Source organism: Candidatus Accumulibacter phosphatis (assembly GCF_000024165.1).
Taxonomy (GTDB): Bacteria; Pseudomonadota; Gammaproteobacteria; order Burkholderiales; family Rhodocyclaceae; genus Accumulibacter; species Accumulibacter phosphatis.
Genome location: NC_013194.1, coordinates 1,230,123 through 1,251,143 on the forward strand (window position 1 = coordinate 1,230,123; position 21,021 = coordinate 1,251,143).

General features: G+C 64.4%; 18 protein-coding genes. 12 read left to right on the forward strand and 6 right to left on the reverse strand.

The window, feature by feature from the left end; genetic code table 11:
• Window positions 1-45: 45 nt before the first annotated feature.
• Entirely contained in the window at window positions 46-1,476 is a 1,431-nt protein-coding gene (gene mgtE, locus CAP2UW1_RS05365) for a magnesium transporter (RefSeq protein WP_291912258.1), read from the reverse strand.
• 144 nt (window positions 1,477-1,620) lie between these two features.
• Between mgtE and CAP2UW1_RS05370 the strand changes: the two genes are divergently transcribed.
• Both CAP2UW1_RS05370 and CAP2UW1_RS05375 read left to right on the forward strand, forming a co-directional pair.
• Entirely contained in the window at window positions 1,621-3,495 is a 1,875-nt protein-coding gene (locus CAP2UW1_RS05370) for a SulP family inorganic anion transporter (RefSeq protein WP_412566855.1), read from the forward strand.
• Window positions 3,496-3,513: 18 nt separating this feature from the next.
• Window positions 3,514-3,978: a tRNA (cytidine(34)-2'-O)-methyltransferase gene (locus CAP2UW1_RS05375; protein ID WP_015765649.1), complete on the forward strand. Its 465-nt coding sequence runs from the start codon at window positions 3,514-3,516 to the stop codon at window positions 3,976-3,978.
• 18 nt (window positions 3,979-3,996) lie between these two features.
• On the opposite strand, the gene CAP2UW1_RS05380 is transcribed toward CAP2UW1_RS05375, so the two are convergent.
• The 3 genes from CAP2UW1_RS05380 to CAP2UW1_RS05390 all read right to left on the reverse strand — a co-directional run bounded on the left by CAP2UW1_RS05380 (window position 3,997) and on the right by CAP2UW1_RS05390 (window position 9,461).
• Window positions 3,997-5,073: a 3-deoxy-7-phosphoheptulonate synthase gene (locus CAP2UW1_RS05380; RefSeq protein ID WP_015765650.1), complete on the reverse strand. Its 1,077-nt coding sequence runs from the start codon at window positions 5,071-5,073 to the stop codon at window positions 3,997-3,999.
• Window positions 5,074-5,086: 13 nt separating this feature from the next.
• Window positions 5,087-8,485 (reverse strand): transcription-repair coupling factor, encoded by a 3,399-nt coding sequence (gene mfd / locus CAP2UW1_RS05385; protein ID WP_199931572.1) that lies wholly within the window; start codon window positions 8,483-8,485, stop codon window positions 5,087-5,089.
• A gap of 214 nt (window positions 8,486-8,699) precedes the next feature.
• Window positions 8,700-9,461, reverse strand: coding sequence for an SIR2 family NAD-dependent protein deacylase (locus CAP2UW1_RS05390; protein ID WP_015765652.1), 762 nt, complete (start codon window positions 9,459-9,461; stop codon window positions 8,700-8,702).
• 360 nt (window positions 9,462-9,821) lie between these two features.
• Here CAP2UW1_RS05390 and ompA point away from each other — a divergent pair, with 360 nt between their 5' ends.
• From ompA to CAP2UW1_RS05430, 8 genes are all read left to right on the forward strand, one after another.
• Window positions 9,822-10,487, forward strand: coding sequence for an outer membrane protein OmpA (gene ompA, locus CAP2UW1_RS05395; RefSeq protein WP_015765653.1), 666 nt, complete (start codon window positions 9,822-9,824; stop codon window positions 10,485-10,487).
• A 61-nt stretch (window positions 10,488-10,548) separates the two neighbouring features.
• Window positions 10,549-11,880 (forward strand): TRZ/ATZ family hydrolase, encoded by a 1,332-nt coding sequence (locus tag CAP2UW1_RS05400; protein ID WP_015765654.1) that lies wholly within the window; start codon window positions 10,549-10,551, stop codon window positions 11,878-11,880.
• Window positions 11,881-11,956: 76 nt separating this feature from the next.
• Complete coding sequence (locus CAP2UW1_RS05405) at window positions 11,957-12,634, forward strand: OmpA family protein (RefSeq protein ID WP_015765655.1); 678 nt, start codon at window positions 11,957-11,959, stop codon at window positions 12,632-12,634.
• 100 nt (window positions 12,635-12,734) lie between these two features.
• Window positions 12,735-13,436, forward strand: coding sequence for a bifunctional 2-polyprenyl-6-hydroxyphenol methylase/3-demethylubiquinol 3-O-methyltransferase UbiG (ubiG, locus tag CAP2UW1_RS05410; protein WP_015765656.1), 702 nt, complete (start codon window positions 12,735-12,737; stop codon window positions 13,434-13,436).
• Window positions 13,429-14,085 carry an HAD-IA family hydrolase gene (locus CAP2UW1_RS05415; protein ID WP_015765657.1) on the forward strand — a complete coding sequence of 219 codons (657 nt, stop codon included), beginning with the start codon at window positions 13,429-13,431 and terminating at the stop codon, window positions 14,083-14,085. The genes ubiG and CAP2UW1_RS05415 overlap by 8 nt, the downstream gene beginning before the upstream one ends.
• A 106-nt stretch (window positions 14,086-14,191) precedes the next feature.
• Window positions 14,192-14,566, forward strand: a complete 375-nt coding sequence (locus CAP2UW1_RS05420) for a sirohydrochlorin chelatase (protein WP_015765658.1) — start codon at window positions 14,192-14,194, stop codon at window positions 14,564-14,566.
• 88 nt (window positions 14,567-14,654) lie between these two features.
• Window positions 14,655-15,365, forward strand: a complete 711-nt coding sequence (tsaA, locus tag CAP2UW1_RS05425; RefSeq protein WP_015765659.1) for a tRNA (N6-threonylcarbamoyladenosine(37)-N6)-methyltransferase TrmO — start codon at window positions 14,655-14,657, stop codon at window positions 15,363-15,365.
• A 242-nt stretch (window positions 15,366-15,607) separates the two neighbouring features.
• On the forward strand, window positions 15,608-16,051 hold the full coding sequence (locus CAP2UW1_RS05430) for a hypothetical protein (RefSeq protein WP_015765660.1): 444 nt from the start codon (window positions 15,608-15,610) through the stop codon (window positions 16,049-16,051).
• An 83-nt stretch (window positions 16,052-16,134) separates the two neighbouring features.
• Here the strand turns inward: CAP2UW1_RS05430 and pdxH are convergent, their stop codons facing one another.
• Complete coding sequence (gene pdxH / locus CAP2UW1_RS05435; RefSeq protein WP_015765661.1) at window positions 16,135-16,773, reverse strand: pyridoxamine 5'-phosphate oxidase; 639 nt, start codon at window positions 16,771-16,773, stop codon at window positions 16,135-16,137.
• Complete coding sequence (locus CAP2UW1_RS05440) at window positions 16,770-18,620, reverse strand: M61 family metallopeptidase (RefSeq protein WP_015765662.1); 1,851 nt, start codon at window positions 18,618-18,620, stop codon at window positions 16,770-16,772. Before CAP2UW1_RS05440 ends, pdxH begins: the two co-directional genes overlap by 4 nt.
• Before the next feature lie 357 nt (window positions 18,621-18,977).
• On the opposite strand from CAP2UW1_RS05440, the gene CAP2UW1_RS05445 reads away from it, so the two are divergent.
• Window positions 18,978-19,883 (forward strand): glutamate/aspartate ABC transporter substrate-binding protein, encoded by a 906-nt coding sequence (locus tag CAP2UW1_RS05445; protein WP_015765663.1) that lies wholly within the window; start codon window positions 18,978-18,980, stop codon window positions 19,881-19,883.
• A gap of 104 nt (window positions 19,884-19,987) precedes the next feature.
• On the forward strand, window positions 19,988-21,013 hold the full coding sequence (locus tag CAP2UW1_RS05450; RefSeq protein WP_291912306.1) for an asparaginase: 1,026 nt from the start codon (window positions 19,988-19,990) through the stop codon (window positions 21,011-21,013).
• Window positions 21,014-21,021: the final 8 nt, after the last annotated feature.

The window sequence follows — 21,021 nt, forward strand, 5'->3', positions numbered from 1 at the left end:
GATTGTCGGGCGCCGGCGCGGCGCCTCGACCGGGGCCCGCGCCGCCTACAGCTTGTAGATCCAGCTGGCGATCACGAAGTAGTTGAGGACGCCGAGGATATCGATGGCAGTGGTCACGAAAGGTCCCGTGGCGACCGCCGGATCCACTTTCAGGCGCTGAAAGAGCATCGGCAGGAGAACGGCGAGCAGGGCGGCGCCGGTCATGTTGCCGAGGATCGTCAGACCGACGACCTCGCCAAGCGCCAGACTGTCGTGCATCAGGTACCCGTAGATTGCCAGGATGACGCCGTAGAAACCGCCGAGCAGCAGGCCGACGCGCAATTCCTTGAGGACCAGCGGTACCGTGTCGCGGACGTCGATCGCGCCGGTCGCCAGACCACGCACGGCGACCGTCGCTGATTGCACGCCGACGTTGCCGGCCATGCCCATGACCACCGGCAGAAAGGCACTCAGCACGAGGACCTCGCCGAGGATGGCCTCGTAGCGGCCGATCACCGCTGTTGCCGCAAGGCCGCCGATGAACGCGGCGAGCAGCCACGGCAGGCGTATCCCGGCGATCTTGAAAGCCGAGTGGGTGAGCGTCTCCGACTCGCTGGTACCGGCCATCTTCAGCATGTCACGAGTCGTTTCCTCTTCGAGGACGTCGATGACGTCGTCGACCGTGACCATGCCGACCAGCACGTTCTCCTCGTCCACCACCGGTACGGCGAGCAGGTGGTACTTCTCGACCAGCATGGCGACGGTGGTCTGGTCGGCGTCCGTCGTCACCTTCATGACGCGTCGGTTCATGACCTTGTCGAGGGGCGTACCGGGCCGGGCGAGCAGCAACTGGCGCAGCGACACCACGCCGACCAGCCGCCCCGCCTCGTCGGTCAGGTAAAGGTAGAAGACCATCTCGACGTCTTCGCGGCTGCGGATATTCTCGATGGCCTCTTCGACGGTGAGCGTGTGCGGCAGCGAGAAGAAGTCGGTGGTCATGATGCCGCCGGCGCTGTTCGGGTCGTACTTCAGGAGGCTTTCGACCTCGTCCTTGCTTTCACGGTCGAGCAGTGCCATCAGCTGCGCGCGCTGATCATCGGGCAGATCGCCGATCAGGTCGGCGAGGTCGTCCGGGGCGAGGTGCTGCAGCACGGCCGCCAGCTTGTCGACGGGCGACTCGGTCATCACCTCCGTGCGCAGACTTGGCGATAGCTGATGGAAAACTTCGGCCGCCATCTCGGTGTCGGTAATCGCGTAGAAGATGTCCACCACGTGTGCTGGGGGAAGCTCGTCGAGAATCGACGCCATGTCGGCAGGGTGAACCCGTGCGATCACCTTTTGCAGGGGCACTTTGGCACCGCGGTGATAGAGCCGGTCGATCGTCTCGACGAGCCGTTTCTTCCTGGTGTTGTAGGCAGCAGAGGCGACCGGCTTGGTTTCCACGTTGATCTGCATGACGATGTTCTCCCCCTGGGTGCTGCGTGCGTTGTAGTCCAACTGACTAGTCTACCCGGACGGTCTTCAGCGGTCCATCCTTTCGACGCCGCGCGCCGCATTTTCCTCACATTTCTGGGTTGCCAGGGCCTCGGAAAGGCGTAGCGAGAGCCCTTCTTGCGGCGGTTCCAAGTCAAGGACGCAATCATGCTGCGTCTCAACATGTTTGAAGACAGTATCATTGTCCGCTCCAGGTATGCTCAAGACATGTCACCTGCTGCACCGTCGATGCCGGCTCGCTTGCCGCATTCGCCGCAGATCAGGTTATATTGCCGGTCTATTCCTTTCTTGCCCGGAGCCAAGCCCATGAGAGCTGCTGCGATTTTCCAGTACCTGCTATCCGGCGTGCCGCTGCTGGCGACCCTGAGAGACTACCGATTCTCCTGGTTCGGCAAGGATTCGATCGCCGGCCTGTCGGCGTGCATCGTCTCGATTCCGTCGGTGATTGCCTATGCCGAGCTCGTGCATCTGCCGCCGATTGCCGGGCTCTACGCGGCGCTGGCGGCGGCCGTTGGTTACGCGTTGTTTGCCAGTTCGCGGCACGTCATCGCCGGACCGGATGCGGCCATCGGCCTGCTGGCGGGCTCGGCGATCCTGCCGCTGGCGGCGGGCGACCCGGCGCGCATCGTCTTTTTGGCTGCCGTGCTCAGCATCATGTCCGGCGGCGTGCTGCTGCTCGCCGCTCGACTGAAGCTCGGCGTCATTGCCGACCTGTTGTCCCGGCCGGTGCTCATCGGCTACCTGAACGGGGCGTCGCTGGTGCTCATTGCCACCCAACTGGGCAAGATGTTCGGCATCAAAACCGAAGGCGAGGAGTTCTTCGAACTGGTCTATACGGTGATCGAGAAATTGCCGCAGACGCAGCTGCCGACCTTCCTTCTGGGCGTGCTCCTGGTCGGTTTGCTGGTGGCTCTCGCGCGTTGGCTGCCACGTGTCCCTGGCGCGCTGGCCGTCTGTGCCGTCGCGATTCTCGCCACTTTCTTCCTGGATCTCGGCAGCTACGGCATTGCCTTGGTCGGCACGGTGCCGTCGGGCGTGCCGCAGTTGACGATCCCCAGCTTCCGCTGGGGAGACATCGCCGCGCTCGCTCCCGCCGCCGTGGCGATCGCCTTTCTCGCGTTTTCCGACGGCATTCTGCTGGCCCAGACCTTTGCCGAGAAGAACGGCTATGAGGTACAGCCAAACCGGGAGCTCGTGGCGCTTGGTTCGGCGAACATTCTTGCCGGCCTCTGGCAGGGATTCCCGGTTTCCGCCAGCCAGTCGCGGACGTCGATCGTCGATGCCTCCGGCGGCAAGTCACAGGTCGCGCAACTGGTGCTGGCCGTGGGTTTGCTCCTCTTCCTGTTCTTCCTGACCGGATTGATCGCGCTGTTGCCGAAGGTCGCCCTCGGCGCGATCCTCATCGTCACCGCCATCGGCATGCTGGAGATGGCTTCGCTCGTCGGTCTCTACAGGATCGACCGTGTCGAGTTCGCCATCGCCCTGGGCGTGACGGCGGCCATACTGGTGGCCGGGGTCGTGCCGGGAATCATCCTTGGCTTGTTGCTGTCGCTGATCACCGTTCTCGTCGAGATTTCGCGGCCCGGCGACGCGGTACTTCGCCGGCGCCTCCTCGACGGCAGGTTCCATGACTGCCGGGATGATGAGGAAGCAGAGAGTGTGCCCGGTCTGCTCGTCTATCGGCCCTACGCGCCGCTGGTCTTCGCCAATGCGCGGCATGTGATGACGCGCATTCGTACGCTGGTCGACGAGGCCGATCCACCGGTCAAGTGGCTGGTCATCGACGCGCAGGCGATCCATGACATGGATGTCACCGCCGCGCAGCGTTTCGCGGAACTTCACCGGGAACTGGCCGACGAGGGCGTTGACGTGAAGATCGCCGACGCGCCCCGACCATTCCTCGAGGAGCTTGCCAAGGTCGGGCTTTCCGAGGAGATTGGTGGCAACGACTTCTTCGTCTCGGTCAAGAAGGCGGTCGAGGCCTACGACCGCGAGTTCGCGGGCGGCGGATCGGTACGCTGAGCAAGGCGCTGCAGCGACGTGTTCGAAATCGTCCTCGTCGAGCCGGAAATCCCGCCCAATACGGGGAACGTCATCCGCCTCGCCGCCAATACCGGCTGTCGTCTGCACCTGGTGAAGCCGCTGGGATTCGACCTCGCCGACAGGAACCTGCGCCGCGCCGGACTCGACTATCACGAATACGCCGAAGTCAGGGTGCATGATGACTGGCCTGCCCTGCGCGTCGCGCTTGTCGGGCGGCGCCTCTTCGCCTGCACCACCCGGGCGGCGCGGACGATCGCCGACAGACGCTTCGCCGCCGGCGACGTTTTCGTGTTTGGTTCCGAAACGCGTGGCCTGCCGGCCGCCGTCCTGGCCGAGTTTGCCGATGACTGGCGCTTGCGTTTGCCGATGCTGCCCGGCCAGCGCAGCCTGAACCTGTCGAATGCCGTGGCCGTTACCGTCTTCGAGGCGTGGCGCCAGCAGGCCTACGCCGGAGGCGTGTGACGCGGCGACGCCAGCGGTTCAGCCGGCGTTGCGTGCTGGCAGCACGTCTCGCAGCAGCGTGGCAGCGTCGAGAATCATCTTCTCGGTGGTCGGCCAGTCGACGCAGGCGTCGGTGACCGAGCAGCCGTACTGGAGCTGGTCGAGATCTTCGGGGATCGCCTGGTTGCCGGCGACGATGTTCGATTCGACCATCATGCCGACCAGCGACCGGTTGCCGAGACGCACCTGATTGACGACGTCGGCCATCACCAGTGGCTGCAGGTCATGCTTCTTGTAGCTGTTGGCATGCGAGCAGTCGACCACGATATTGGTCGGCAAACCGGCCTTGCGCAGTGCCTGTTCGGCCATCTGCACACTCACCGTGTCGTAGTTCGGACGGCCATCGCCGCCGCGCAGGACGAGGTGGCCATACCGGTTGCCACGCGTCCGGACGATCGACGTGCGTCCCTGGCCGTTGATGCCGAGGAAGCTGTGCGGTCGCGAGGCGGAAAGGATGGCGTTGACGGCGATGCCGACATCGCCGTTGGTGCCGTTCTTGAAACCGACCGGCGTCGACAGGCCTGACGATATCTCGCGGTGCGTCTGCGACTCGGTGGTGCGGGCGCCGATCGCCGTCCACGAAATCAGGCCGCCCAGATACTGCGGCGAAATCGGGTCGAGCGCCTCGGTGCCGGCGGGTAGTCCCAGTTCGGCAAGTTCGAGGAGAAACTGGCGTGCCTTCTGCATCCCCTGATCGACGTGGAAGGAGTCGTCCATGTCCGGGTCGTTGATGTACCCTTTCCAGCCGGTTGTCGTACGTGGCTTTTCGAAGTAGACGCGCATCACCAGGTAGAGCGTGTCGCCGACCGCGTCGGCGAGCGCCTTGAGACGGCGCGCATAGTCCAGCCCCGCCAGCGGGTCGTGGATCGAGCACGGGCCGACGACGACGAACAGACGATGGTCCCGGCGGTCGAGGATGTTGCGCAACACCTCGCGGTCGCGCCTGACCTCCCCGGCCGCGCTCGCGGAGAGCGGCAGGCGGGCCGCGATCTCGTCCGGCGAAGGCATGGGGTCGAAGGCGCTGACGTTGATGTTGTCGATGTCGAGGGTGGTCATGGCTTGGGCGCCTTCACTTGCTGAGTTGATGGATGATGTCTTTGACGGCGGCGACGCGGTCGGCGAGCGTCGCGCAATGGCGCTTGAGGAGCAGCTTGTCTTGTCCGGCCAGCCGGTAATTGCGGTTCTTCGTGATCAGGTCGATGATGCGCGTCGGCTCGATGGGCGGGTCAGGCTGGAACTGTACGACGATTTGCTCGGTCGTGGCGTCGAGCTTGCTGATGCCGAGCGGTTTGCAGAGCAGCCGCAGCCGATGGCTGTCGAGCAGCGCGCGCGCCTGCGGCGGCAGGTCGCCGAAGCGGTCGATGAGTTCTTCCTGCAACTCGCCGAGTTCGTCGGCGACGGTGCAGTTGGCCAGGCGCTTGTAGAGAGTCAGCCGGTCATGGACGTCCGGAGCATACTGGTCGGGGAGCAGAGCCGGCGTGTGCAGGTTGATCTCGGTGGCGATCGCCAGCGGCTGCATCGGGTCGGGCTCCTTGCCCTGCTTGAGTGCCGCGACGGCGCGGTTGAGCATCTCGGTGAACAGGTTGAAGCCGACCTCCTGCATTTCGCCAGACTGGCTGTCGCCGAGCACTTCGCCGGCGCCGCGTATTTCGAGGTCGTGCATGGCGAGATAGAAACCGGCACCCAGTTCGTCCATCATCTGGATCGCTTCGAGGCGTTGACGGGCCTGTTTGTTGAGTGCCGTCTCGTCGTGCGTCAGCAGATAGGCGTAGGCCTGGTGGTGCGATCGGCCGACGCGGCCGCGTAGCTGATGCAACTGGGCAAGACCGAACTTCTCGGCGCGATTGATGATGATGGTGTTGGCGTGTGGGTTGTCGATTCCCGTCTCGATGATTGTCGTGCACAGCAGGACGTTGGCCCGGCGTTGCGTGAAGTCACGCATCACGCGCTCGAGATCGCGCTCCTTGAGTTGCCCGTGGCCGACGACGATGCGTGCCTCCGGCAACAGCTTGCCGAGCTTGTCGCGCATGTTCTCGATGGTGTCGACTTCATTGTGCAGGAAATAGACCTGGCCACCGCGCTTGAACTCGCGCAGCAGCGCCTCACGGATGATGCCGTCGGAGAAGCGGGTGACGAAGGTCTTGATCGCCAGTCGCTTCTGCGGCGCGGTGGCGATGACCGAGAAATCGCGCAGGCCTTCGAGCGACATGCCGAGTGTGCGCGGGATCGGCGTTGCGGTCAGCGTCAGCACGTCGACTTCGGCGCGCAGCGCCTTCAGTGCTTCCTTCTGGCGGACGCCGAAGCGGTGTTCCTCGTCGATGACGACGAGCCCCAGGCGACTGAATTGCACGTCCTTCTGCAGCAGTCGATGCGTACCGATGATGATGTCGAGTTTGCCGTCGGCCAGTTCCCTGAGGGCCTGGCTGGCCTCCCTGGCCGTCTTGAAGCGCGACAGTTCGGCGATGCTCACCGGCCAGTCGGCAAAGCGGTCGCTGAACGTCTGGTGGTGCTGTTCGCAGAGCAGCGTGGTCGGGCACAGAACGGCCACCTGCCGGCCGCCGGCCACGGCGCAAAAGGCTGCGCGCAGGGCCACCTCGGTCTTGCCGAAGCCGACATCGCCACAGACGAGACGGTCCATCGGCCGCCCCGATTGCATGTCTTCGATCACGGCGTTGATCGCTGCCGCCTGATCCGCCGTTTCTTCAAAACCGAACCCGTCGGCAAAGGCGTCGTAGTCATGTGCCTTGAACTGGCAGGCGTGACCCTGTCGCGCTGCACGCAGGGCGTAGAGAGCGAGCAGTTCCGCGGCCGTGTCGCGCGCCTGCAAAGCTGCCCGGCGCTTGGCCTTTTCCCATTGCGGTGAGCCGAGCGTGTGCAGAGGTGCCGCGTCGGGGTCGGCGCCCGAGTAGCGCGAAATGACGTGCAGTTGCGCTACCGGTACATACAGTCGGGCGTCGCCGGCATAGTGGAGTTCGAGGAACTCCATGTCGCCTTCGCCAAGGTCGAGGTGGACGAGCCCTTGGTAGCGGGCGATGCCATGCTGTTCATGGACCACTGGGGAGCCGACCTTGAGTTCGGTGAGATCGCGCAGCCAGTTGTCGACCGAGGCCTTGCGTTGTGCCGCGTGGCGTGTGCGGCGTGACGGGCTGTCGGCATACAACTCGGCTTCGGTGATGATCGCCAAGTGATCGACCACGAAGCCGTCGTGCAGCGGTGCCATGGTCAGCGCGAGACGGCTGGGCGAGTCCAGGAAGTCTGTAAGGCCGGTGCTCGCCGCCGGCTTCAAACCATATTCAGCGAAGAGCCCGGCGAGGGTTTCCCGCCGCCCGGGGGTTTCGGCGACCAGCAGAACGCGGCCAGCGAAACCGTCGATGAAGGCCTTCAGACGGTGGAGGGGGTCCTCGGCCCGGCGGTCAACGGCCAGCGGTGGCAAGCTGTGCACCGGCCCGTCGTCGCCGGCCGCGATGTCCACCCGGGCGTAGGCCTTGGCGGCGACGAAAAAGGGTTCCTCGGCCAGGAAGAGATCCGCCGGTGGCAGCAGCGGGTGCGTCCGGTCGCCGGAGAGCATCGTGTAGCGCGACTGCGCCTCACGCCAGAAGGCGCGAATCGCTTCCGGGACGTCGCGGTGCAGGCACAGCACGCTATCCTTCGGCAGGTAGTCGAAGAGCGTTGCCGTTTCCTCGAAGAAGAGCGGCAGCCAGTACTCGATACCGGCAGCGGCAACGCCGTTCGAGACATCCTTGTAGATTCGCGAGCGGGCCGGGTCGCCTTCGAAGATCTCGCGAAAGCGCTGGCGGAATCGCGCGCGTCCCCTGTCGTCAAGGGGAAACTCGCGCGCCGGCAGAAGGCGTACCTCAGGCACCGGATAGAGCGTGCGTTGGTTATCGACGTCGAAGGTCTTGATGCTCTCGATTTCGTTGTCGAAAAGATCGAGGCGGTAAGGCAGCGGTGACCCCATCGGGAAGAGGTCAACGATGCCACCGCGGATCGAGTACTCGCCAGGCGCGACGACTTGCGTGACATTCGCATAGCCGGCGAGCGTCAGCTGGGCGCGGAACGGTTCAGAGTGGAGCTTCTCGCCCTGCTTGAGGAAGAACGTGTAGGCGGCCAGATAGGCGGCGGGCGAGAGACGATAGACGGCAGTGCTGGCCGGTACCAGCAGCACGTCGCAATCCCCGCGAGTGACGGCGTAGAGCGTCGCCAGTCGTTCGGAAACCAGGTCGTGGTGGGGCGAGAAGCTGTCATAGGGCAGCGTTTCCCAATCCGGCAGCAGGCGTACACGCAGATGGGCGGCGAACCACGGGATCTCCTGCAGCAGACGCTGCGCATCGCCGGCGTTGGCGGTCAGCACCGCCAGCAGGCGCGGCCTGACGCCGTTGCTGGCTGCCGATGCCGCATGGGCGATCAGGAGTGCGTCGGCCGAGCCGGTAAACGATGGGAGATGGAGCCTTTCGCCGGCCTGGGGCAAAGGCGATCGGGGCAGCGGCAATGACAAGGGATGCGACTCGCGACTCGACTTCTACAGTGGACTGGTCTGCGCCTGCCGCGCTGGGCAGTGCAGGAAAAGGGCGGCATTATAGCCGATCGGTCCTGGTCGCCCGCAGCATTCGGCGGCGCCAGGGGTTTGCCGCCGTGCCCGATGCGCTGACGCCGGGAGGCTGGGGGCTGATCGCGAATTCCCTTCAGCGTCCTGGACCGTTCTCCTGGAGTCGCGCGCAGAGGGCGCCGAAGAACTGCGAAGCGCCGGCACGAATCGAGTAGTCCGCCGCATCCGACAGTGGCGTCGGGTGCGGATTGACTTCCACCACCGTGGCGCCGGCCCCTTTCGCCCACACCGGCAGGCGGGCGGCGGGCTGGACGGTAAACGAGGTGCCGACGCAGAAGAACAGATCGGCATTGAGGCTGCGTATCCCCGCCGCCGCAAACACCTCCTCATCGAGCATTTCCCCGAAGAGGACCAGATCGGGCCGTACCGGTCCGCCACAGTTGGGGCAGGAAAAAGGCTCCACGGCGCTTTGCTCCCAGACGGCAGCGAAACCGCAGCGCCGGTGGCAGCGTACCCGATGAATCGTCCCGTGGACTTCGAGCACCTGCGCATTGCCGGCTTGCGTATGGTAGCCATCGATGTTCTGGGTGATGATGGTCAGCCGTTTGCCCTTGCACAGATCCTCGAGGCGGGCGATTGCCTCATGGCCGGCGTTCGGATGCCGGTCGTCAACGAGGTTCTTCAATTGCAGCAGCCAGTCCCAGACCACACGCGGTTTACGCAGGAATCCTTCGATGCTGGCCACCTCGTCGGGGTCGACGTTGTTCCACAATCCTGTGGCGCCGTCGCGGAAAGTGGGAATGCCGCTGTCGGCGGAAAGTCCGGCGCCCGAGAAGACGACGACTTCGCGCGCCCGCCGGAGAACCGTGGCAATCGATTCCAGACTCGTTGATAGCATGACAGCCTCCTCATTCATGAATGAACGGCCTGCCCTCCCGGCAACTGCCTCCGCACGCGGTGGGCAGGGCCGGCGCCGGCGATGCGGCAAGCTTCTACGCCGCAACCGCGTCAGTATACGGGGATGGGAGCAGGTGAGGAGAAGGCCGCAATCCGGCCTGCGTGGCGACTCGCCCAGCCCGTGCGAGCACCGTTGCCAAAGACGAATCCCCATCCATTCGTTGCATAAATACGACACAATGCCAAACCGATGGTTGAAGCCATTCAAGTTTGTATGCTTAAATCGCCCCACTGCGCAAAAATCGCATCGCTGCATACGCATTCGGACCCAACAGAGATCAATTAATCGAGGAGGAACATCTTGAAATCGAAAGTCATTACCACCCTGCTGGCCTCTATCGGCCTTTTCGTGGCCGCTGGCGCGGCGCAAGCCCAAACCGCTGGTGAGCGCGTTTATGTGATCGACCAACGCGGTGAAGTCGTGATGAGCGGCGCCGGCCTTTGCTGGCGGACCGGCTTCTGGACACCGGCCGCTGCGGCCAAGGATCCGGCCGGTTGCAAGTGCGACAAGGATTTGCTCCCGAAGGAAGTCTGCGAGCCGATGGTCGCCAAGGCTGCCCCGGCTGCCGCACCGGCGGCCAAGCCGTCGGGTGACAAGATCACCGTCGCCGCCGACGCGCTGTTCGACTTCAACAAGGCAACCCTGCGTCCGGAAGGCAAGGCCAAGCTCGACGAAGTGGTCGCCAAGGCCGGCGCCATCAAGCTCGAAGTGATCATCGCCGTCGGTCACACCGACCGCATCGGTTCCGATGCCTACAACCAGAAGCTGTCCGAGCGTCGCGCTGCGGCCGTCAAGCAGTATCTGGTGAGCAAGGGTATCGACGCGAATCGTGTCTACACCGAAGGCAAGGGCAAGAAGAATCCGGTCACCAAGCCCGATCAGTGCCTCGGCAAGACGAGTCCGAAGGTCATCGCTTGCCTGCAGCCTGACCGTCGTGTCGACATCGAACTCATCGGCACCAAGTAATCCAGGCCATGCCCAAAAAACCCCGCTTCTGCGGGGTTTTTTTTAGCCTCCGCGGTAGATCATGGAAATGATCTCTGGGCTGCAAGCTGTCGATCTGTTGATCGAGGCGCGCTGGCTGGTGCCGGTCGAACCGGTGGGCGCCGTTCTCGAGAACCATGCGGTGGCGGTCAACGACGGCCGGATCGTCGCCGTGCTTTCACAGGCGGAGGCGGCTGCCCGTTTCTCGCCGCGCCAGCGCAAACGGCTTGACCAGCACGTGCTGATTCCCGGTTTGGTCAACCTGCACACGCACGCGGCGATGACGCTGCTGCGTGGTCTCGCCGATGATCTGCCGCTGATGGAATGGCTGCACGATCACGTCTGGCCGGCCGAGGCAAAGCACGTTTGCGAGCAGTTCGTTCATGACGGCAGCCTGCTCGCTTGCGCCGAAATGCTGCGCGGCGGCATCACCTGTTTCAACGACATGTATTTCTTTCCGAAAGCCGCCGCCGACGCGGCGCTCGCTTCGGGAATGCGCGCCGCGATAGGCCTGATCACCGTCGACTTTCCAAGCAACTATGCGGCCGATGCAGACGACTATCTGGCGAAGGGGCTCGCCGTTCGCGACGAGTTGCTGGACGAGCCGCTGCTATCGTTCTGTCTTGCCCCGCATGCGCCTTACACCGTCGGCGAGCGGAGTTTTGCCAAGGTACTGACGCTGGCCGAGCAGATCGAGGTGCCGATCCACCTGCACCTGCATGAAACCGTCCAGGAGATCGACGACAGCGAGCAGCGCTTCGGGATGCGCCCGATCGAACGTATTCGCCGCCTGGGTCTGCTCAGTCCGGCCTTGATCGCGGTACACGCCGTTCACCTCAATGCGCAGGAGATCGAACTGTTGGCCGAGCACGGCTGTTCGGTTGCCCATTGCCCAAGTTCCAATCTCAAGCTGGCCAGCGGCATCGCGCCGATCACGCAACTTCTCGCCCAAGGGATCAACATCGGTCTCGGCACGGACGGCGCGGCGAGCAACAACCGGCTCGACATCTTTCAGGAAATGCGCCTGGCGGCGTTGCTCGCCAAGGAGCAGGGCGGGCGTGCCGACGCCATCGACGCTCACCGCGTACTGCGCATGGCGACTCTGGGCGGCGCTCGTGCGCTCGGCCTGGACGCGGACATCGGCTCGATCACCACCGGCAAGTATGCCGATCTGTGCGCCGTCAGGCTTGACGACATCGCCCTTGCGCCCTGTTACCACCCGGTGTCGCACCTCACCTACTCGCTAGGCCGGGAGCATGTTTCTGACGTCTGGGTGGCTGGGCGGATCCGCGTAGAGAATGGGCAACTGGTTGAAAACAACGAAACTGGATTGATAAAACTGGCCCTGTTGTGGCAAAATAAAATTCGTCCGTGATGAGTTGAGTCTACAACGAGGCATAACAGGCTATGCGGACCAGTTTCGCAAGCTCCAACTAACGAGGGAAACCCAGATGAACAGAATTGCAAGAAACTCAATGATGGCCGTGTTCGCCGCGACTGTCGGCTTCGGCGCCTCGCTGGCTCAGGCTCAGACGTCGGCTCCTTTGGATCGCGTGTATGTGATCGATCAACGCGGCGAAGTCGTCATGAGCGGTGCCGGCCTCTGCTGGCGGACTGGATTCTGGACTCCCGCCGGGGCAGCCCGCGATCCGGCTGGCTGCAAGTGCGACAAGGATCTGATCCCGAAGGAAGTCTGCGAGCCGATGGTCGCCAAGGCTGCCCCGGCTGCCGCACCGGCGGCCAAGCCGTCGGGTGACAAGATCACCGTCGCCGCCGACGCACTGTTCGACTTCAACAAGGCAACCCTGCGTCCGGCAGGCAAGGCCAAGCTCGACGAAGTGGTCGCCAAGGCCGGCGCCATCAAGCTCGAAGTGATCATCGCCGTCGGTCACACCGACCGCATCGGTTCCGATGCCTACAACCAGAAGCTGTCCGAGCGTCGCGCTGCGGCCGTCAAGCAGTACCTGGTGAGCAAGGGTATCGACGCGAATCGTGTCTACACCGAAGGCAAGGGCAAGAAGAATCCGGTCACCAAGCCCGATCAGTGCCTCGGCAAGACGAGCCCGAAGGTCATCGCCTGCCTGCAGCCTGACCGTCGCGTCGACATCGAACTCATCGGCACCAAGTAATTCCTCGCCGTCCCACGCGAAGCCCTGCCTCGGCAGGGCTTTTTCGTTGCAAGCGTTCGCCAAGCCCCTATACTGACCCTTTGACACGGATACCGCAGGCATGACCATCAACGCTGATCAGGGCGAACTCGAGAAATTTAGCCAGCTGGCCCATCGCTGGTGGGATCCGAGCAGTGATTTCAAGCCGCTGCATGACATCAACCCCTTGCGTCTGGAATGGATCGACGATCGGTGCGGCCTGGCCGGCAAGCGCGTACTTGACGTCGGTTGCGGCGGTGGCCTGCTTTCCGAAGGCATGTGCGAAAAAGGCGCGACGGTGACCGGCATCGATCTCTCCGACAAGGCGCTGAGTGTTGCCCGTCTGCACCTGCTCGAGAGCGGACACCAGGTCGACTATCGCAAGATCGCGGCCGAGGAACTCGCGGCCGAGTGCGCCGGAAGTTACGATGTCGTGACCTGCATGGAAATGCTCGAGCACGTCCCCGATCCGGCGAGTACGGTCGCCGCCTGCGCTGCTCTCGCGGGACCCGGCGGGCACGTCTTCTTCTCGACCATCAACCGCAACCCGAAAGCCTACCTGCTCGCCGTCATCGGCGCCGAGTATGTCCTCCGGATGTTGCCGCGCGGCACCCATGACTATGCCCGATTCATCAAGCCGTCAGAGCTTCTACGCTGGGCAAGGAGGGTCGGCCTCGATGGCCTCGACTTGCGCGGCATGAGCTACAACCCCTTGGGTGGCCGCTACACGCTGGGGCGCGATACCGATGTCAATTACCTGCTGCATTGCGTGAAGAATGTTTGATGCCGTCCTCTTCGACCTTGACGGCACCTTTGCCGATACCGCACCCGACCTCGCCGCCGCACTGAACCGCCTGCGCGCCGATCTTGACCTCCCGCCGGTACCGCTCGGGCGGCTGCGCCCGTATACCTCGCAGGGCGTACGCGGAATGCTCAAGGCCGGGCTCTCGATGCGGCCGGGTGATTCGCTCTACACCGAGTTCTACGATCGCTTCCTGCGCTACTACAGCCAGGACATCTGCGTCGCCACGACCGTCTTCCCCGGTATTGACCAACTTCTCGAACGGCTGGAGAGCCGTGGTTCGCCGTGGGGAATCATCACCAACAAGGCCCAGCGCTTCACCTTGCCCCTGCTCGACCAATTGGGCTACGCCAAGCGCGCTGCCTGCGTCGTCAGTGGCGACTCGGCGCGGCGCGCCAAGCCCGCAGCGCCCCCGATGCAACTGGCCTGTACGCTGATCACCCGCGCCCCGGGACGTTGCCTCTACGTCGGCGACGACCTGCGCGACATCCAGGCCGGCCGGTCCGTCGGCATGGCGACGGTGGCGGTGCGTTACGGCTATCTTGGCGACGGCGACCCGATCGAGTCCTGGGGGGCCGATCATCTCGTTGATCATGCGCAAGACATTGCCGCCGTCGCCGGTTTGCGCTGATTCGGCGTGCCAGGCCGGCAGTCCGCACCGGCCGAGCCACTTTGGCGGTTTTGTCGTCGATCAACCCGATCCGGCGTCGACGCTGCCGTTGCGCTAAACTGAAGACATGCCGAAAGCCGCCCTGATTCTCTTTGCGCACGGTGCGCGTGACCCCGAATGGGCAGAGCCCATGCGTCGCGTTGGCGCGGCGCTGCGCCAGCAGGCCCCCGAACTGCGCGTCGAACTGGCTTTCCTGGAGTTCATCCAGCCCGGCTTGCGCGAGTGCGCCGAATCCCTGCTTGGCGAGGGTTTCGAACGCATCGTCGTCTTGCCGATGTTCATTGCCCGGGGTGGTCACCTGAAGCGCGACGTGCCGCTGCTTCTCGACGAACTCCGCCGAGGTCATCCGCGCGCCTGCTTTGAACTCGCCGCTGCCGTCGGCGAGGCAGAGACCATCGTCCAGGCCATGGCTGCGCATGCACTGACGGTTGCCGGCGGCTAGCCAGTGCGGGCGCTCGCCGGCGACGGCAAGGCGCTTGCCTGCCTTCGTTCCTTCCAGGCGGTGGCCGCCGGGCTCGCCGAGAGCCGCCGTGCCTGAGGGCGCCCTGGTGCCGATCGGCTATCTGGCGACGCCGTTTCGCGATCGCTTCGGAATTCCCCGCCAGCCGCAACTGGCGCCGCACGCGCTGGGTCGCTTGCGCCTCCTGCGGCCCTACGACCGGGCGGAGGCGGTGCGCGGGCTCGACGCTTTTTCGCATGTCTGGCTCAGCTTCCTCTTCCACCGCACCGCCGGCCGGTGGAGCCCAACAGTGCGGCCGCCGCGCCTCGGCGGCAACGAACGCGTCGGCGTGTTTGCCAGCCGTAGCCCCTTTCGCCCCAACCCGCTGGGACTGTCACTGGTCGAACTGTTGGCGATAGACACGCGCGACGGCGTGCTGTTGACCTTTGGCGGCGTCGACTTGCTCGACGGCACACCGGTGCTCGACATCAAACCGTACATCCCTTTCGTCGAAAGCCGGCCCGCCGCCCGCGCGGGTTTCGTCGACGGTCCGCCGGCGCAACTGCCGGTCGATTTCACGGCGCAGGCGCTGGACGAGTTGCACCAGCACGCGCATCGCTGGCCCGACCTGGCCGCGCTGCTGCGCGAAGTTCTCGCGCAGGACCCGCGTCCCGCCTATGCCGACGACCCGCTGCGCCAGTACGGCTTGCGTCTCCACGACCTGGAGATCAAGTGGCGTTGCACCAACCAGGGGGCGATCGTCGAATCGATCACGCTTGCCGCCGACGACGGCTGCCGGTGAGTCCACTGCGTGAAAGGCGATTGGTGGGCCGGTTGCCGGTTGCCGTTCGCCGCGGCAGTCCGGCGGCGCCTGTTCGGGACCGGCCATGGCCGTATCGACGCGTTATCCGGCCGGCCGTGTCGGCGATGGCGAAAATGCTGCGTTACTCGTGGATGATCTGCCGGAAGCTGTCAACACCGTCGGCTGCGGCAAGCCATGGCCGGCCGACAGCTCATCAACCATCAGCACCTGGAGAGCATTCCATGAAGACCTTGACCGTGGCGCTGCTTGCCCTGGCGGCTGTCCAGCCGTCCATCGTTCTGGCCGGTGGCGGTGGCGCCTATGGCGTTTCCGGGGCGGTGGTCGTCGGTGGGCCCGTTGGGCCGCGGGGAGGCTACTATGGCCACGGGCCCCGCTGGGGATACCCGGGCCCACGCGTCGGTGTCTATGTCGGCGGCCCTGTCGTATGGGGCGGGCCGTGGGTGCCGGTGTACAACCCGCCAGTAGTGGTTTATCCGCCGGTCGTTGCGGTGCCTCCACCGGTCGTCTATGTCGAACGCTCCGACGAGATCCCGGCGGCCACCTCGGACAGCGCTGACCCACTGGAGCCTGGCTACTGGTACTACTGTCGGGAGCAGGGTGCTTACTATCCTGCCGTCCGGCAATGTCCCGGCGCCTGGCAGAAGGTGGCGCCGGTTGACAACTAACGCGGACGGGCGGGAGTTAGCCTGAGTGCGTTCGGGTCGCGAAGCGCCTCGCTAATGCAGCTTTGCCGCTTCCCGGCTTTCGCTCAGGGTGCCAATCGCTCGCGAATCCACTGCTGGTCGGCAGCGAGTCGGTAGCGCAAGCGGTCGTGCAAGCGGCTCTTCCGGCCCTGCCAGAATTCCCAGGTGTCGGGCCGCAGGCGGTAGCCGCCCCAGTGTGGTGGACGCGGCGGATGGAGGAGGAACTTCGTGCCGAAACGAGCGGCGTTGGCCACCAGTACGCCGCGTCCGGCAATGACTTGGCTTTGCGGACTGGCCCAGGCGCCGATCCGTGAATCGAGCGGGCGACTGGCGAAGTAGGCATCGCTCTCTTCGGCGCTGACCTTGTCGACCCGCCCTTCGATGCGCACGACGCGCTCCAGTTCGACCCAGTGGAACTGCAGCGCGGCCCACGGATTGGCCGCCAGTTCCCGGCCCTTGCGGCTGTCGTAATTGGTGAACCAGGTGATCCCCGCCTGGTCGTAGCCCTTGATCAGCACCACCCGCGTGGACGGGCGCAGCCCGGCGTCGACCGTCGCCAGCGTCATGGCGTTCGGTTCCGGCACGCACGCGCTGATCGCTTCGCCGAGCCATCGCTCGAACTGCTTTAGCGGGTCGGCGTGCGACGCTTCCTCGCTGAGTTCGGCGCGTTCGTAGCTCTTTCGCAAGGCGGCAAGATCGGTCATGTCGTGTCGTGGGGCAAGGGTGGATCGATGGAGGCTGAGTGCGCATCCGGGGATGCCCGATGACCCTGCAGCCAGCGCTTGCGCAGCGGGTTGACCCTGACCTTGCGGTTGAGCTTGTGGCTGTCGCTGGCCGGTGGGCCGAGCTGAACCGAGAATTCCATCAGTTCGTCGCGACGAAAGGCATGGACCCGGATGGTATCGCCGCTTTTCCGCCGGCACAACAGACGTTCCAGCCCGAGCGGCGTGACGCGCAAGCCGTCGATCGCCAGCAGCAGATCGCCCGCCGACAGCCCGGCGACCTGCGCCGGGCTGCCCTCATACACCGTTGCCAGCCGCACGTCATTGCCCTCGGTGCTGGTGCGCGCACCGAGCGTCGGCGTCGCGGATGCCGCGGTGCGCTTGAGGACGATGCCGAAAGGCTTGAGCAGGCTCGCCAGAGCCAGTTCGGGCGTGCCATGCACAGCGTCGGCAAAGAAGCGCCGCAGATCCAGGCCTGACAGATTCTCGGCGATCAGCCGGATGTCCTCATCGCCAACACCCGGCCCGCGGTAGTCGTCCCGCTCGCCATGGCGCTCCCAGAGCGTGCGCATCACATCATCAAGGGAAACGCGGCTGTCGGTTTCGGCGCGTAGGGTCAGGTCGAGCGCCAGCGCCACGAGGGCTCCCTTGGCGTAGTAATTGACCACCGCATTGGGCGTGTTCTCGTCGGGGCGGTAGTATTTGGTCCAGGCGTCGAAGCTCGACTGTGCGAGTGTCTGACGCTGGCGACCCGGCTCGCGCTGGACCCGGTCGATCGTCTTGGCGACCAGTTCCAGCCACTTCTTCGCCTTGATCAGCCCACAGCGGAGCAGCGTCAGGTCGTCGTAGTACGACGTGAAACCCTCGAAAGCCCAGAGCAGGGTGGTGTAGTTCTCGCTGTCGAGGTTGTAGGCGGTGAACGCGGCCGGCCGGATGCGCTTGACGTTCCAGGCATGGAAGTACTCGTGGCTGCACAGACCGAGAAACGTCCGGTAGCGCTCGGGCAGGCCCTTCATGCCAGGATAGGGAAGGTCGTCGCGCGCGCAGAGCAGGGCCGTGGAGGCGCGGTGCTCGAGTCCGCCGTAGGCGTCGCCGACGGCAGTGACCAGGAAGAGGTAGCGGCGCATTGGTGCCGGTTCGCCGAAGAAACGGATCTGCCACTCGCAGATGCGTGTCAGGTCGGTCGTGAGGCGCGTCAGATCGCAGTCGTGACGGCCGCTGATGGCGATCTCGTGGGGCACGCCGCAGGCGGTGAACGCGGCGAGTGTGAACGTCCCCATCTCGACCGGATGGTCGATGAGTTCGTCGTAGCTGGCGGCCCGGTAGAGGCCAAAGCCATGCTGTCGGGCAGCTCCGCGCTCGCCGAGCGCGCGTGGCAGCGCGGTGGCGACGCGCCAATCCTGGAAGGCCGTGCCGAGCGGTCGCTGGATGTCGACCAGGCACGGCCGATGTTCGTGACCGAGGGCGCGCAGAAAGACGCTGCTGCCGTTGAAGAAGGCGTGCGTCTGGTCAAGGTGCGCGCCGCGTACCGAGAGGTCCCAGGCGTAGATCTCGCTGATCACGGTGAGTGCCTGCGCCTTGCCGAGCGGCGCGGCCCGCCAGGTGTGCTTGTCGATCTTCTCGAGAGCGACCGGCTTGCCGGCGGACTCGGCGCGAATCGCGACGACGTGGCGGGCAAAGTCGCGAATCAGATAGCTGCCGGGAATCCAGGCCGGCAAGGCGAAGCACTGGCCCGCCGGGTCGGCTTCGCGAACCGTGCAGCGGACTTCGAACAGATGGGCCTCGGGATGGCTGGGGCGGATGCTGTAGCAGATGTGGACGGGCTTCATCGGACGGTTGCATGCACTTTTCGGGAATCTGGCGGAATTGTACGGCCTGTGCACGGTCCGACGATGGGAAGAGGGCAAGAAGCGGGGCAAGAAGCGGGGCAAGAAGCGGGGCAAGAAGCGGGGCAAGAAGCGGGGCGAGCATGGGGGCGACTAAGGCGCGTTGCCTGGCCCACGCGAGTGTCGAGTGCGTGCCGCCATGACTGCCTGGCATGCCGCGTATCCGGCAGCACTGTTGGCGACGCGACGCGGGGAGATGACCTTTTCATTACTTGGATCCGGGCGAGAGTCGTGCCACAATCGCGCGGTCCGGTATTCGGCCGGTGGCCACTTTTCTTGTTTGATGAGGAGACAGACACGATGTTCAAGGTTTCGAGGCGCTTCGCCATTGCTGCAACCCTCTCCGCGGCCCTGCTGTCGGCACCCGTCGCGGCGCAGGAACTGACCGGTACGCTGAAGAAGATCAAGGATACCGGCGTCATCACACTGGGACATCGCGAGTCGTCGATCCCGTTCTCGTATTATGACGACAAGCAACAGGTGATCGGCTATTCGCATGAAATGATGCTCAAGGCGGTGGAGGCGATCAAGGCCGACCTGAAGCTTGCCAAGCTCGATGTCAAGCTGATGCCGGTTACCTCGGCGAACCGTATCACGCTGGTCCAGAACGGCTCGGTCGACCTCGAATGCGGGTCGACGACCAACAACACCGAACGCCAGAAGCAGGTCAGTTTCTCGAACAGCATCTTCATCATCGGCACCCGCCTGATGACCAAGACGAATTCCGGGATCAACGATTTCCCGGATTTGGCCGGCAAGAATGTCGTGACCACTGCCGGTACCACCTCCGAGCGCCTGCTACGCAAGATGAACGAAGACAAGCAGATGAAGATGAACGTCATCAGCGCGAAAGACCATGGCGAATCGTTCCTGACCCTGGAAACCGGCCGCGCGGTGGCCTTCATGATGGACGACGCGCTGCTCTACGGCGAAATGGCCAAGGCCAAGAAGGCCAGCGACTGGGTGGTGGTGGGTACGCCGCAGTCGTATGAGGCCTATGGTTGCATGCTGCGCAAGGATGACCCGGCGTTCAAGAAGGTCGTCGATGGCGCACTGGCCAAGGCGATGACCTCGGGCGAAGCTGAGAAAATCTACGCCAAGTGGTTCCTGCAGCCGATTCCGCCGAAGGGGCTCAACCTCAACTTCGCGCTCTCGGAGGCCGTCAAGAAGCTGTACAAGGCTCCCAACGACAAGGCGTTCGAGTAGGTTTCGCGCCAGGGGCCGGGCGGCCCCTGGGCAATGCATCACCCGCAAAGGAGGAAGCCATGTTTCGAGTGGACTTGAGTCGTTGGCTGTTGGCCGTGGTCTCGATGCTCGTGGTCGGCAGCGCTGCAGTGGCTGCCGACAAGCCGAACGTCGTCATCCTCGCCACCGGTGGCACCATCGCCGGTGCCGGTGCCGATGTGACCAACAGCGCCACCTATCAGGCAGCCAAGGTGCCGGTCGACAAGCTCATTGCCGGCATTCCGCAATTGAAGACGATTGCCGAGGTGCGTGGTGAGCAGGTTTTCCAGATTGCCTCGGAGAGCTTCACCAACGATAACCTGGTGACCCTCGGCAAGCGCGTCGCGGCGTTGGTCAAGCAAGGCGATGTGGATGGCGTGGTGATTACGCATGGCACCGATACGCTCGAAGAGACGGCCTACTTCCTCAACCTGGTCGTGCGCACCGACAAACCGATCGTCCTGGTTGGCTCGATGCGGCCGGGAACCGCGATGTCGGCCGACGGCATGCTGAACCTGTACAACGCGGTCAGCGTGGCAGCCAGCAAGGACGCACGCGGCAAGGGCGTGCTGGTGACGATGAACGACGAGATCAACAGCGGTCGCGACGTCTCCAAGATGGTTAACCTGCGCACCGAGGCCTTCAAGAGCCCGTGGGGAGCGCTCGGCATGGTCGTCGAGGGCAAGAACTACTGGTTCCGCCTGCCGGCGAAGCGGCACACGAGCAACTCCGAGTTCGACATCGAGAAGATCGACACGCTACCCGCGGTGGAGATCGCCTATGGTTCCGGCAATGCCTCGGATACCGCCTATCGTGCCTTCGCGGCGAAAGGCGCCAAGGCGATCATCCATGCCGGCACCGGCAACGGTTCGGTGAGCAGCGCCGTCGTCCCGTCGCTGCTCGACCTGCGCGGGCAGGGCGTGCAGATCATTCGGTCGTCGCACGTCAATGCCGGCGGCTTTGTCCTGCGCAACGCCGAACAGCCCGACGACAAGTACGACTGGGTGGTGGCGCACGACCTCAATCCGCAGAAGGCACGCATTCTCGCCGCCGTCGCCCTGAGCAAGACTCAGGACAGCAAGGAACTGCAGCGGATTTTCTGGGAATACTGATTCCCCGT